Below are 13,414 nucleotides of genomic sequence, written 5' to 3' on the forward strand. Positions count from 1 at the left end.
GCCGTCAGGAGTCTCCATGCCCCAGTCCGCCCTGCCCGCCCTCGCCGAGGTCATACGCTCCGGCTTCGTCGAGGGCCGCCACCGCGGCTCCCTGGTGATGCTCGCCGCCGACGGCTCGGTCGAGTACGCGCTCGGCGCACCCGAGGCGCCGGTCTTCCCGCGCTCCACCGCCAAGCCCTTCCAAGCGGTGGCCACCCTGCGGGCCGGCCTCGCCCTGGACGGCGAGGCGCTCGCCCTGGCCGCGTCCAGCCACTCCGCGGAGGACTTCCACCGCGACGCCGTCCGCGCCGTGCTCGCCGCCGCCGGCCTCACCGAGGAGGCCCTGCGCACCCCGGCGGACCTCCCGCTCGACCGGGTCGAGGCCGAGCTGCTGCTGCGCTCCGGCGGCAGCGCCGCGCCGATCATGATGGACTGCTCCGGCAAGCACGCCGGCTGGCTGGCCGCCAGCGCCGCCAACGGCTGGGACACCGCCGCGTACCTCGACGCCGCCCACCCGATCCAGGTGCTGGCCCGCGAGGCCCTGGAGGAGGCCACCGGCGAGCGCGTCGCGCACGTCGGCACCGACGGCTGCGGCGCCCCGCTGCTCGCCGTCTCGCTGACCGGCCTGGCCCGCGGCTACCGCTCGCTGGTGCTCTCCGACCCCGGCACCCCGCAGCGCCGCGTCGCCGACGCGATGCGCGCCCACCCCGAGTACGTGGCCGGCACCCGCCGCGCCGACACCTGGCTGATGCGGGCGGTGCCCGGCACGCTCTCCAAGATGGGCGCCGAAGCCGTCCAGGTGGTCGCGCTGGCCGACGGCCGGGCGCTCGCCTTCAAGATCGACGACGGTGCCGAGCGGGCCCGCGGGCCGGTGCTCGCCGCCGCGCTGCGCCGCCTCGGCGTCGAGCACGAGGTGCTGGACCGGATCGGCGCCGAGCCGCTGCACGGCGGCGGCGCGGTGGTGGGCGAGGTCCGCGCCGCGTTCTGAATCCCCCGCACCGGCACGGCACCGCACAGCACGGCACCGCACAGCACCACACCGACGCAGCGGTCGCCCGGGCGTCCCCCGGGCGGCCGCGCCGCGGCCCGCAGGCGCCCGCTCGGCGCGCGGGCCGCGGCGTCCTGCGGCACGGTGGACGAGGGCCCGCACACCGTCCCTCGTCACCCACCGCTGGGAGATGCGCCATGACCGACCACGTCTACCGAGTCACCGAGATCGTCGGCTCCTCCGCCGAGGGCATCGACCAGGCGATCCGCAACGGCATCGACCGGGCGTCCCGCACCCTGCGGAACCTGGACTGGTTCGAGGTGACCCAGGTCCGCGGACACCTCGTGGACGGCCGGATCGAGCACTACCAGGTCGGACTGAAGGTCGGCTTCCGGCTGGACGACGCGGACTGACACCGCCCGCGGACGCACGAGGGCCGGGGCGGACAGCACATGTGCTGCCCGCCCCGGCCCTCGCGTCACCCCGGAGAACCGAGGGGAGGGACGGCTCAGTGGCCGCCCTGCTCCTCCAGGCGCTTGATCGAGGCCGTGATCTCGGCCTCGGCCTCGGCGCGGCCGACCCAGTTGGCGCCCTCCACCGACTTGCCGGGCTCCAGGTCCTTGTAGACCTCGAAGAAGTGCTGGATCTCCAGGCGGTCGAACTCCGAGACGTGGTGGATGTCCCGCAGGTGCTCCCAGCGCGGGTCGGTCGCCGGGACGCAGAGCAGCTTGTCGTCGCCGCCGGCCTCGTCGGTCATGTGGAACATGCCGATGGCGCGGCACTTGATCAGGCAGCCCGGGAAGGTCGGCTCGTCCAGGATGACCAGCGCGTCCAGCGGGTCGCCGTCCTCGCCGAGCGTGCCCTCGACGTAGCCGTAGTCGGCCGGGTAGCGGGTCGAGGTGAAGAGCATGCGGTCAAGGCGCAGACGACCGGTCTCGTGGTCGACCTCGTACTTGTTGCGCGAGCCCTTCGGGATCTCGATCAGGACGTCGAACTCCAAGGTTCCTCCAAGGTAGAAACTGACAGAATCCAGTGTCTCGCACGGCAGGGAGTGCTCGGGAAAGGGGCCGGTCGGTGAACGCGCGTGCACGGGTGTGGAGGGGTCGCCGGGCCGTCGCCGCCGGAGCCGTCGCGACGGTGCTCGCGGTCGCCGGACCGCTCGCCGCACCCACCGCGGCGGCCGATCCCGGCCCGGCCGCCGGCCGGCAGGACCGGCACCGCTCGGACGACGGCGCCGACGGCGCCGACGGCGCCCACCGCCGGGGCACCGGCGCCGACGACAGGAAGAACGATTCCGGGCCGGGCAAGGGCACGGCCCGCCGGCACCGCAGCGCCCCGGTGAAGGGCCCGGTGCTCGCCGCCGCCGCGGACGCCGCCGGCGTGCCCACCGGCGACGGCGTGCACCGCTCCCTCGACCCGGCCGTCCACGACGGCGCCCTCGCCGCGCTGAACCTCGCGGTCGCCGACGCCACCACCGGCACGCTGCTGTACGGCTCCGGGGAGAACACCCCGGCCACCCCCGCCTCCACCACCAAGCTCGCCACCGCCGTCGCCGCGCTCGCGCTGATCCCGCCGACCACCCGGATCGCCACCACCGTCGTCCGCGGCAGCGACCCCGGCAGCATCACCCTCGTCGGCGGCGGCGACCCGACCCTCACCGTGCTCCCCGCCGACCAGGTCCGTGTCGGCGGCCAGCCGGTGGACGCCGACACCGCCCCGGCCTCGCTCGCCGACCTCGCCGCCCGCACCGCGGCGGCCCTCAAGGCCGCCGGCACCACCACCGTCCGGCTCGGCTACGACACCTCGCTCTACACCGGCCCGCTGCTCCACCCCGAGCACGACGCCACCAACATCGCCGCCGTCACCCCGCTGATGGTCGACGAGGGCCGGATCGACCCGAAGTCCCCCGACGAGGCCCCCGCCCGGGTCTTCGACCCCGCCGGGCAGGCCGCCGGGGCCTTCGCCGACCGGCTGCGCGCCGAGGGCGTGGCCGTCGACGGCACCCCCGCGCGGACCACCGCCCCGGCCGGCGCCGCCGCGATCGCCGAGGTCCGGTCGCCGAGCGTCCCGCGGCTCGTCGAGCGGCTGCTCACCACCTCCGACAACACCCTCGCCGAGGCCGTCGCCCGGCAGGTCGCGATCGCCGCCGGGAAGCCGGCGAGCTTCGAGGGCGCCTCCGCCGCCACCCTCCAGGCGCTCACGGCGCTCGCCGTCCCGACGGCGGGCGTGGTGCTCAACGACGGCAGCGGCCTCAGCAGCAAGAACCTGATCCCGCCGATCACCCTCACCGAACTGCTCGCCCGGGCCGCCGCCCCCGACCACCCCGAGCTGCGCCCGGTGCTGACCGGCCTGCCGGTCGCCGGGTTCACCGGCACCCTGGTCAACCGGTTCGGCGCCCGCTCCGGCGCCGCCGGGGCGGCCGGCGTCGTCCGGGCCAAGACCGGCACCCTCTCGGGCGTGGCCACCCTGGCCGGCACCGTCGTCGACGCCGACGGCCGGGTGCTGGTCTTCGCACTGATGAGCCGGACGAACGGGGGCGACGCCCGCGGCGCGGTCGACCGGATCGTCGCCAGGATCGCCGCCTGCGGCTGCCGCTGACCCGCCCGCCGCGGCACCCCGGCACCGGCACGGCAGGTTCCCTCCCTCCACCGCCCCGGAGCACGTACGGTGAGGGCATGACGAGCGCGAGCGGCGGAGCAGGAATGGTCGACTGGAACCTCGCGGTCGCGACCGCCACCCGGCTGGCCAGGCCGGGCCCGGAGGTGACTCGCGAGGAGGCCGTCAAGGTGGTCGCCGAACTTCGCCGGCACGCCCTGGAGGCCGAGGAGCACGTGCGCGGCTACACCGGGCTCCGGCCCGCCCGGCTGTCCGACGCCGAGGCCACCCCGGTGCTGGTGGTCGACCGGCCCGGCTGGGTGCGTGCCAACGTCGCGGGCTTCCGCACCATCGTCCAGCCGCTGGTGGACCGCCTCCAGGCCCGCCGCAGCGAGAGCGCCGGCTCCCAGGTGTTCGGCAGCATCGGCGAGAAGGCCACCGGCATCGAGGTCGGCGCGCTGCTGGCCTTCCTGTCCACCAAGGTGCTCGGCCAGTACGAGACCTTCGCGCCCGCCGAGCCGCCGGCGGCGCCGGACAGCCCCGCCGGGCTCTTCGACAAGCCGCGCCGCGGCCCCGAGCCGCCCGGCCCGGGCCGGCTGCTGCTGGTCGCGCCGAACATCGTCCAGGTCGAGCGGGAGCTGGACGTGGACCCGCACGACTTCCGGCTCTGGGTCTGCCTGCACGAGGAGACCCACCGCACCCAGTTCAGCGCGGTGCCGTGGCTGCGCGACCACATCCAGTCCGAGGTGCAGTCCTTCCTGGCGCAGACCGACATCGACCCCGGCGCGCTGCTGGAGCGGGCCCGCGAGGTCGTCGCGGACGGCTTCCCGGGCCTCGGCGGGCGCGGCGACGGCTCGGGCCCGCAGACCCTGCTGGAGGCCGTCCAGTCGCCCGGCCAGCGCGAGGTCCTGGGCCGGCTGACCGCGGTGATGTCGCTGCTGGAGGGCCACGCCGACGTGGTCATGGACGGCGTCGGCCCCGCGGTGGTGCCGAGCGTCGCCGAGATCCGGGAGAAGTTCCAGCGCCGCCGCGACCGCGGTGCCAGCCGGCTGGACCTGGTGCTGCGCAGGCTGCTCGGCATGGACGCCAAGCTGCGCCAGTACCAGGACGGCGCGGTCTTCGTCCGCGGCGTGGTGGACCGGGTCGGCATGGCCGGCTTCAACCGGATCTGGACGTCGCCGAACACCCTGCCGACCAAGGAGGAGATCCACGACCCGGCCGCCTGGGTCGCCCGGGTGGCCCGCTGACCCGTCCGCCGGCGACCGCACACCTGCCCAACCCGGGCCGACGGCGGCCGAATGAACGTTTTTCCATTCACCCGTACGTGGGACCGTGGACCCCGCGCTGGCGTGCACGGCCTGGCAGCGGGCCGCTTTCTGCGACCATCTGTGAGCGCCCGGTGACCGTGAGCGTGCGAGGTTCCCCGCCCCGCCGCCCGGGCCGGCCGCCGTCCCTCCCCCTCTCCGTCAAGGAGTGCACCCCGTGGGCCCACACCCCGCCGTCGCGGCGATACGCCTCGCCGTCCGCCGCACCCTCGCCGACCTCGCGGCCGAGGCCGGCGTCCCCGTCGCCGCACCGGTCCGCGCCCCGCAGAGCCGGCCCGCCGCCGCGCTCGTGCCGGCCGGCGCCACCACCCTGATCGGCAACGCCCGCCGCCACCCCTCCGGGCTGCCGCGCACCCCCGCCGCCCCCGGCTCGCCGCTCGTGCTGGTCGCCGTCAGCGGCGGCGCCGACTCGATGGCCCTGGCGACCGCCACCGCCTTCGAGGCCCCCAAGCTCGGCCTGCGGGTGGGCGCCGTCACCGTCGACCACGGCCTGCAGGCCGGTTCCGCCGAGCGCGCCGAGCAGGTCGCCGTCCGGCTGCGCGAACTCGGCCTCGACCCGGTGGAGGCCGTCCCCGTCCGGGTCGGCCGCGACGGCGGCCCGGAGAACGCCGCCAGGGACGCCCGCTACGCCGCCCTCGACGCCGCCGCCGACCGCCACGGCGCGCTCGCCGTCCTGCTCGGCCACACCCGCGACGACCAGGCCGAGACCGTCCTGCTCGGCCTCGCCCGCGGCTCCGGTGCCCGCTCGCTGGCCGGCATGCCCGCCCAGAAGGGCCGCTACCGCCGGCCGCTGCTCGAACTCGACCGCGCCGCCACCCGCCAGGCCTGCTCGGCGCAGTCCATCCCGATCTGGGACGACCCGCACAACTCCGACCCGGCCTACACCCGCGCCCGGGTCCGCCACGAGGTGCTGCCGGTGCTGGAGAAGCACCTCGGCGGCGGCGTGGTCGAGGCGCTCGCCCGCACCGCCCGGCTGTTCCGCGACGACGCCGACGCGCTCGACCAGTGGGCCGCCCTCGCCGAGCGCGACCTCCGGACGGCCGAAGGCTCCCTGGACGTCGGCCGGCTCGCCGAACTGCCGCCCGCGGTCCGCCGCCGGGTGCTGCGCCGGGCCGCGCTGCGCGCGGGCTGCCCGGCCGGCGACCTGTTCGCCCGGCACCTGGAGAGCGTCGATCTGCTGGTCACCGGCTGGCGCGGCCAGGGGCCGCTGCACCTACCCGGGGGGGTCGAAGCGACCCGCCGGTGTGGCACGCTGGTGTTTCGGCGGCAGAGCGACTAGCGGCATCCGGTCGCGTAGCCGCCGCCGACACAGACCCCGAACGTTTGAGGACGTATCCCCGGTGGATCAGAACGACATGGGCGCCGACCTGGCGAAGGTGCTCATCAGCAAGGACGAGATCGACGCCAAGCTGCTTGAGCTGGCCGAGCGGATCGACCGGGACTACGCCGGGAAGGACCTGCTGCTGGTCGGCGTGCTCAAGGGCGCCGTCATGGTGATGGCCGACCTCGCCCGGACGCTGCACTCCCAGGTGACCATGGACTGGATGGCCGTCTCCTCCTACGGGATGGGCACCAAGTCCTCCGGCGTGGTGCGGATCCTCAAGGACCTCGACACCGACATCGCCGGCCGGGACGTGCTGATCGTCGAGGACATCATCGACTCCGGTCTGACGCTGTCCTGGCTGCTCGGCAACCTCGGCTCGCGCCGCCCCGCCTCGCTCGAGGTGTGCACCCTGCTGCGCAAGCCGGACGCCGCCAAGGTGGAGATCGACGTCAAGTACGTCGGCTTCGACATCCCCAACGAGTTCGTGGTCGGCTACGGCCTCGACTACGCCGAGAAGCTGCGCAACCTGCCGTTCATCGGCACGCTGGCGCCGCACGTCTACGGCGGCTGACGCCGTCCGGGCGACGGGTGGGAACAGCACACCGTTCCCACCCGTTGTGCCGAGGTAGGAAAATACGTCGTGCCGTCGTGCTCCCGCCGCGTGCGGGTGGTACTGCGGTACGGTCCAATGAACCGCTCTTCTCATGAGCAGATACCGGATGCGCCGCGGCCGAGGCCGCGCAGCGCCGTCGAGTGGCAGGAGGGACGGGGCGGCGACGCCCCGCATGGATGGACGTCAAGCGATACTTCCGTGCGCCGATCATGTGGATCGTGCTGGCCGTCCTCGCCGTCATCGTGTTGATGCAGGTCGTCTCGGACTCGAGCGGCTACAAGACGGCGGACACTGGCCAGGTCATTGCGGCGATCAACAGCAACCAGGTCAAGCAGGCGCAGCTCACCACCGGTGACTCGAACCTGATCAAGATCGAGCTGAAGGACGGCCAGCAGCTGCCGGCCAAGGCCAACGGCAAGGCCCCCAGCGGCAGCAAGTTCCAGGCCTCGTACGTCTCGGACGGCCAGGCGAACGCCATCGCCGACACGCTCCAGCAGTCGTACAAGAACGGCCAGCTGCCCAACAACTACACCGTCACCCCGGAGCGACAGTCGACCTTCGTCAGCCTGCTGCTGTCGATGCTGCCGATCGTCATCATCGTCCTCGTCTTCCTGTTCCTGATGAACCAGATGCAGGGTGGCGGCTCCCGGGTCATGCAGTTCGGCAAGTCCAAGGCCAAGCTGCTCACCAAGGACACCCCGAAGACCACGTTCTCGGACGTCGCGGGCGCGGACGAGGCGGTGGAGGAGCTCCAGGAGATCAAGGAGTTCCTGCAGGAGCCGTCGAAGTTCCAGGCCGTCGGCGCCAAGATCCCCAAGGGCGTGCTGCTGTACGGCCCGCCCGGCACCGGCAAGACCCTGCTGGCCCGTGCCGTGGCCGGCGAGGCGGGCGTGCCGTTCTACTCCATCTCCGGTTCCGACTTCGTCGAGATGTTCGTCGGTGTCGGTGCCTCCCGGGTGCGCGACCTGTTCGAGCAGGCCAAGGCGAACGCCCCGGCGATCATCTTCGTCGACGAGATCGACGCCGTCGGCCGGCACCGCGGTGCGGGCCTCGGCGGCGGCCACGACGAGCGCGAGCAGACGCTGAACCAGCTGCTCGTCGAGATGGACGGCTTCGACGTCAAGGGCGGCGTCATCCTGATCGCCGCCACCAACCGTCCGGACATCCTGGACCCGGCGCTGCTGCGCCCGGGCCGCTTCGACCGGCAGATCGCCGTCGAGCGCCCCGACCTCCAGGGCCGCCTGGACATCCTCAAGGTGCACCAGAAGGGCAAGCCGATCGCGCCCGACGTCGACCTCTCGGCCGTCGCCAAGCGCACCCCCGGCTTCACCGGCGCGGACCTCTCCAACGTCCTCAACGAGGCGGCCCTGCTGACCGCCCGCTCGGACAAGAAGCTGATCGACAACCTCGTCCTCGACGAGGCCATCGACCGCGTCGTGGCCGGCCCGCAGAAGCGGACCCGGATCATGTCCGACCGCGAGAAGAAGATCACCGCGTACCACGAGGGTGGCCACGCCCTGGTCGCGGCGGCCTCGCCGAACGCGGACCCGGTCCACAAGATCACCATCCTGTCCCGCGGCCGTGCCCTGGGCTACACGATGGTGCTCCCGGACGAGGACAAGTACTCGACCACCCGCAACGAGATGCTCGACCAGCTGGCCTACATGCTGGGCGGCCGCGCCGCGGAGGAGCTGGTCTTCCACGACCCGACCACCGGCGCGTCCAACGACATCGAGAAGGCCACCGCCACGGCCCGCGCGATGGTCACCCAGTACGGCATGAGCGAGCGCCTCGGCGCGATCAAGTTCGGCTCCAGCGACTCCGAGCCGTTCCTCGGCCGCGAGATGGCCCACCAGCGCGACTACTCCGAGGAGATCGCCGGGCTGGTGGACGAGGAGGTCAAGAAGCTCATCGAGAACGCGCACAACGAGGCCTGGGAGATCCTGGTCGAGAACCGCGACGTGCTCGACAACCTCGTGCTGGAGCTGCTGGAGAAGGAGACGCTGAACAAGGAGCAGATCGCCGAGATCTTCTCCACGATCGTGAAGCGCCCCGCCCGCCCCGCGTGGACGGGCTCCTCCCGCCGCACCCCCTCCACCCGCCCGCCGGTGCAGTCCCCGAAGGAGCTGGCGCTGACCAACGGCGTCGCCTCCTCCCACGAGGCCGCCCCGGTGGACGTCATGAAGCTGCCGCCCGCCGAGGGCTCCACCGAGAGCTGAGCGGCCGCCCGTACGGAATGAATGCCGCGCCACCGGGGTTTGTACCCTGGAGGCGCGGCATTCGTGCTGCCGGGCCCGGTGCCCGACGAACGACCACCCACTGGCAATGAGGCAAGCGAGGCCCGCATGATCGACCCGGTGACTCTCGACGGTGAGCCCGCCGTCGGGCACTTCGACCAGAAGCGCGCCGAGAACGCGGTGCGCGAGCTGCTGATCGCCGTGGGCGAGGACCCGGACCGCGAGGGCCTGCTGGAGACGCCGGCCCGGGTGGCCCGCGCCTACAAGGAGATATTCGCGGGGCTCTGGCAGCAGCCGGAGGACGTGCTCACCACCACCTTCGACATCGGCCACGACGAGATGGTGCTGGTGAAGGACATCGAGGTCTTCTCGACCTGCGAGCACCACCTGGTGCCCTTCCGCGGCGTCGCGCACGTCGGGTACATCCCGGCCACCACCGGCAAGATCACCGGTCTGTCGAAGCTGGCCCGCCTGGTCGACGTCTACGCCCGCCGCCCGCAGGTCCAGGAGCGGCTGACCAGCCAGGTCGCCGACGCCCTGATGACCATCCTGGAGCCCCGCGGCGCGATCGTCGTCATCGAGTGCGAGCACATGTGCATGTCGATGCGCGGCATCCGCAAGCCCGGCGCCAAGACCATCACCTCGGCCGTCCGCGGCCAGCTCCGCGACCCGGCCACCCGCGCCGAGGCGATGAGCCTGATCGCCGCCCCGTAGCACCCGGCCCCGTAGCACCCCGCGCGGCCCGCCCCGGGGCGGGCCGCGCTACTGCCGCGGCTCGCGGTCCGGTGGCGGCGCCAGCCGGTCGCTCATCCACTCCAGGGCCGCGGGGAGCTCCCGGCGCCAGGTCTCGAAGCTGTGACCGCCGTCGTCCAGGAAGAGCGAGTCCACGGTGAAGTCGGGGTTGTTCGCCGCGACCTGCTGGGCGGTGGCCAGGAACTGCTGGGTCGCCTGGTAGTTGTCCTCCGTCCTGGTGCTGACCACCAGCAGCGAGGCGTGCGGCGCCGGCAGGTTCTTCAGCCGCCAGTTCAGGTCCGACTGCGAGGCGGCCTGCGCGTCGCCCCGGAAGAGGTCGCCGTCCGTCCAGCGGTCGTTCGGCACCTGGTAGTCCGCGTGCAGGGCGGCCGCGTTCGGGAAGGCGTCCGGACTGCGCATCGCCATCCGCAGCGCGCAGCTCCCCCCGGTCGAGTAGCCGAACACCCCCCAGGAGGCGGGGGAGTGGCTCGCCCGGTAGGCGGACCTGATCGCCGTCGGGACGTCCTTGGTGAACCAGGTCTCCGACCGCGGGCCGCCGGCCACGTCCACGCACTCGGTGTTCCGCGGCGGCGCCACCGTCGGCCGGGCCATCACCACGATCGTCGGCGACATCCGGCCGGCCTGCTCCAGCTCCGACACCGTCTGCGGCACCCGCAGCCCCTCCACCAGGTGCAGCGACGGGCCGGGGTAGCCGCCGATCGCCAGCATCACCGGGAACCGTTCGCGGGCGTACTTCGGAACGAAGTACTCCGGCGGCAGGTAGACGAAGACCTGGTCGGACAGCCCCGACTCGGTGCCCGTCACCTTCACCGAGTCGACCCGCCCGACCTCCTCCGGCCTGCCCGCCGGCAGCACGTCCTTCACCGTCTCCAGCCCGCCCTCGGAGGTCGGCTCGACCAGCTTCTGGGAGTCCGGCGCGGCGCCCCTGGCGTGCTCCGAGCTGGTCAGCGCCAGGGCGGCCCCGCCCGGGTGCAGCAGGTCGTTCCACGAGGTGTAGAAGCTGTAGGTGTTGTTGACCGCCAGCGCCAGCACCCCCAGCACCGAGGCCTGAACCACCGTCAGCAGGCCCAGGCGCCCCAGCACCGGCAGCGGCCGCTGGCGGGCCAGCCGGGGCCACAGCCAGAGGGTGGCGGCCAGGCCCGCGACCGCCGTCGCGACCAGCGAGTACACCAGCGACCTGCTGGTCAGTTCCATGGCGGCGCCTTCCGTCGGGCAGGGGTGGGGCCAGGGTTCATCGTGCGTTCGCCCACCACCCCGGGCCACCGGGGCTAGCCTGACCGGGCGTCGGATCCCGACGCCGCCCGGGGTGCTGATCCGGGTGCAACCGAGGCCCTAGAATGCGGCGTCCACCGAGTGCAGTGCGTGAACCACCGTCCCCGTCGTGACGGCCGCTGCGCGCCGTCCCCGCGACCGCCGTCCGGTCGCCCGGTCCCCTGCCGGACCGGGCCCGGGAGCGGTCCACCACCCGTCCCCAGGCTCCCCCTCGGCCCGGGAGGCGCCCGACCGGCATGCCCGCCGGCGGGGCCTTCTTGACCAGCGGATTGCCCGATCAAGGAATAGTCATGAAGGTCCATCACAACTCCTACTTCGGAGTGACAGGACGAGCCGGATCAGCCCCTACGCTGAACTTCCATGAGCGTTCCCGTGTCCGTTGAGCCGTCGACCGAGCAGCCCCGCCGAGGCGGGCTGCAGACGCTGCGCACCCAGGCCGCGGCCGTCCCCCGTGCCTGGCTTCCGGGCGTGGTCGGCTACGCCTGCCTGCTGATCGGCCTGCTCGACATCTGCAGCGCCGTCTTCCCGAAGCTCCGCCACACCCGGATGCACACCTTCGCCGGGCAGCTGCCCGGCGCGACCACCACGCTCGCCGCGGCGGGCACGCTCATGGTCGGCGTCCTGCTGGTGCTCCTCGCCCACGCCCTGCGCCGCCGCAAGCGGCGGGCCTGGCGCGCGGTCGTCGTCCTGCTGCCCGTGGGCGCGGCCCTGCACCTGCTGCGCTGGCACCAGACCGGCCCCGCCGTGATCTCCCTGGTGCTGTTCGCGGTGATCCTGGTGCACCGCCGCGAGTTCTACGCCAAGGCCGACCCGCGCACCCGCTGGCGCGCGCTCGCCAACCTGGTCGTCATGGGCGTCTTCAGCGTCCTGCTCGGCCTGCTGATCGTGAGCGTCCACCCGAAGTCGGAGATCGGCGACCCGTCGACGGTCCAGCGCCTGCAGGAGGCGGTCTACGGCCTCTTCGGCTTCGACGGCCCGATCCGCTACGGCTCCGACCGGATCTCCGACCTGGTCGCCTACTCGCTCGGCGCGCTCGGCCTGCTGACCGCCTTCACCTCGGCCTACCTGCTGCTGCGCCCGGAGAAGCCCGAGCCGGAGCTCACCGTCGAGGACGAGGTCAAGGTCCGCGAGCTGCTCGCCCGCCACGGCACCCGCGACTCGCTCGGCTACTTCGCGCTCCGCCGCGACAAGAGCGTCCTCTTCTCGCCCTCCGGCAAGGCCGCCATCTCCTACCGCGTCGTCTCCGGCGTGATGCTCGCCTCCGGCGACCCGGTCGGCGACGTCGAGGCCTGGCCCGGCGCGATCAAGGTCTTCATGGCGGAGGCCCGCGAGCACGCCTGGGTCCCCGCGGTGATGGGCTGCAGCGAGGTCGGCGGCGAGGTCTGGACGCGCGAGGCCGGCCTCGACGCGCTGGAACTCGGCGACGAGGCGATCGTCGACACCGCCACCTTCTCGCTCTCCGGCCGCGCCATGCGCAACGTCCGCCAGATGGTCAAGCGGATCGAGCGCAACGGCTACTCCTGCCAGGTCCGCCGGGTCGGCGACCTCACCCTGGAGGAGCGCCGGCAGATCGCCGACGCCGCCTGCCGTTGGCGCGGTACCGACACCGAGCGCGGCTTCTCCATGGCGCTCGGCCGCTTCGGCGACCCGACCGACGACCGCTGCGTCGTCGTCACCGCCCACAAGGCCCCGGCCGAGGGCGAGCCGGCCGGCGCGCCCGGCAGCGACCTCAAGGCGGTGCTGCACTTCGTGCCCTGGGGCCCCGACGGCATCTCGCTGGAGCTGATGCGCCGCGACCGCGAGGCCGACCCCGGCCTCAACGAGCTGCTCATCGTCGCCGCCCTGCAGGCCGTCCCCGCCATGGGCGTCAAGCGGGTCTCGCTGAACTTCGCGATGTTCCGCTCCGCCCTCGCCCGCGGCGAGCGGATCGGCGCGGGCCCGGTGCTGCGCGCCTGGCGCGGCCTGCTGGTGTTCCTCTCCCGCTGGTTCCAGATCGAGTCGCTGTACAAGTTCAACGCCAAGTTCCAGCCGGAGTGGGAGCCCCGCTTCCTCGTCTACAAGCAGACCCGGGACCTCCCGCGGATCGGCTTCGCGGCGATGCAGGCGGAGGCCTTCATCACCCTCGGCATGCCGCGCCTGGGCCGCGCCAAGCAGCGCCAGGGCCTCATGCCCGAGCCCGACCAGGCCAGGCTGGCCGCGGTCACCGAGGCCGCCTGACCGACGGCCGCGCGGCTCGGCCCGCACCACCCGCCCGCGGCGGGCACCGGACCCCGGTGCCCGCCGCGGGCGCGTTCCGGCGGCCCGATCCGGCCGCCGGGTGGCTCGATA

The 13,414-nt window shown here is 73.6% G+C and carries 11 protein-coding genes; 9 read left to right on the forward strand and 2 right to left on the reverse strand.

The annotated features are described in order from the left end of the window. The first annotated feature begins 16 nt into the window (after window positions 1-16). Both AB0O09_RS08435 and AB0O09_RS08440 read left to right on the forward strand, forming a co-directional pair. A complete protein-coding gene (locus tag AB0O09_RS08435; RefSeq protein ID WP_363540781.1) occupies window positions 17-967 on the forward strand; it encodes an asparaginase in 951 nt (316 codons plus the stop codon). A 197-nt stretch (window positions 968-1,164) separates the two neighbouring features. Next, complete coding sequence (locus AB0O09_RS08440; RefSeq protein ID WP_263104140.1) at window positions 1,165-1,380, forward strand: dodecin; 216 nt, start codon at window positions 1,165-1,167, stop codon at window positions 1,378-1,380. Window positions 1,381-1,475: 95 nt separating this feature from the next. Here AB0O09_RS08440 and AB0O09_RS08445 read toward each other — a convergent pair whose 3' ends face one another. Beyond that, complete coding sequence (locus AB0O09_RS08445; RefSeq protein ID WP_363540782.1) at window positions 1,476-1,967, reverse strand: inorganic diphosphatase; 492 nt, start codon at window positions 1,965-1,967, stop codon at window positions 1,476-1,478. A 74-nt stretch (window positions 1,968-2,041) separates the two neighbouring features. On the opposite strand from AB0O09_RS08445, the gene dacB reads away from it, so the two are divergent. The 6 genes from dacB (at window position 2,042) to folE (ending at window position 9,775) form a co-directional block, all read left to right on the forward strand. Beyond that, a complete protein-coding gene (dacB, locus tag AB0O09_RS08450) occupies window positions 2,042-3,565 on the forward strand; it encodes a D-alanyl-D-alanine carboxypeptidase/D-alanyl-D-alanine-endopeptidase (RefSeq protein ID WP_363540783.1) in 1,524 nt (507 codons plus the stop codon). 77 nt (window positions 3,566-3,642) lie between these two features. Next, entirely contained in the window at window positions 3,643-4,809 is a 1,167-nt protein-coding gene (locus tag AB0O09_RS08455) for a zinc-dependent metalloprotease (RefSeq protein WP_363540784.1), read from the forward strand. 235 nt (window positions 4,810-5,044) lie between these two features. Beyond that, complete coding sequence (gene tilS, locus AB0O09_RS08460) at window positions 5,045-6,166, forward strand: tRNA lysidine(34) synthetase TilS (RefSeq protein ID WP_363540785.1); 1,122 nt, start codon at window positions 5,045-5,047, stop codon at window positions 6,164-6,166. A 61-nt stretch (window positions 6,167-6,227) separates the two neighbouring features. After that, complete coding sequence (gene hpt / locus AB0O09_RS08465) at window positions 6,228-6,782, forward strand: hypoxanthine phosphoribosyltransferase (protein ID WP_030268775.1); 555 nt, start codon at window positions 6,228-6,230, stop codon at window positions 6,780-6,782. Between the two features lie 218 nt (window positions 6,783-7,000). Then, on the forward strand, window positions 7,001-9,043 hold the full coding sequence (gene ftsH, locus AB0O09_RS08470) for an ATP-dependent zinc metalloprotease FtsH (RefSeq protein WP_344622572.1): 2,043 nt from the start codon (window positions 7,001-7,003) through the stop codon (window positions 9,041-9,043). 126 nt (window positions 9,044-9,169) lie between these two features. Next, window positions 9,170-9,775, forward strand: a complete 606-nt coding sequence (folE, locus tag AB0O09_RS08475) for a GTP cyclohydrolase I FolE (protein WP_363540786.1) — start codon at window positions 9,170-9,172, stop codon at window positions 9,773-9,775. A gap of 48 nt (window positions 9,776-9,823) precedes the next feature. On the opposite strand, the gene AB0O09_RS08480 is transcribed toward folE, so the two are convergent. Next, window positions 9,824-11,008 (reverse strand): alpha/beta hydrolase-fold protein, encoded by a 1,185-nt coding sequence (locus AB0O09_RS08480; RefSeq protein WP_363540787.1) that lies wholly within the window; start codon window positions 11,006-11,008, stop codon window positions 9,824-9,826. 438 nt (window positions 11,009-11,446) lie between these two features. On the opposite strand from AB0O09_RS08480, the gene AB0O09_RS08485 reads away from it, so the two are divergent. Next, complete coding sequence (locus tag AB0O09_RS08485; protein WP_363540788.1) at window positions 11,447-13,303, forward strand: phosphatidylglycerol lysyltransferase domain-containing protein; 1,857 nt, start codon at window positions 11,447-11,449, stop codon at window positions 13,301-13,303. The last annotated feature ends 111 nt before the right edge of the window (window positions 13,304-13,414 follow it).

Origin of the sequence: Kitasatospora sp. NPDC093679, from assembly GCF_040683455.1 — a bacterium.
In the GTDB taxonomy this organism is placed as follows: domain Bacteria; phylum Actinomycetota; class Actinomycetes; order Streptomycetales; family Streptomycetaceae; genus Kitasatospora; species Kitasatospora arboriphila.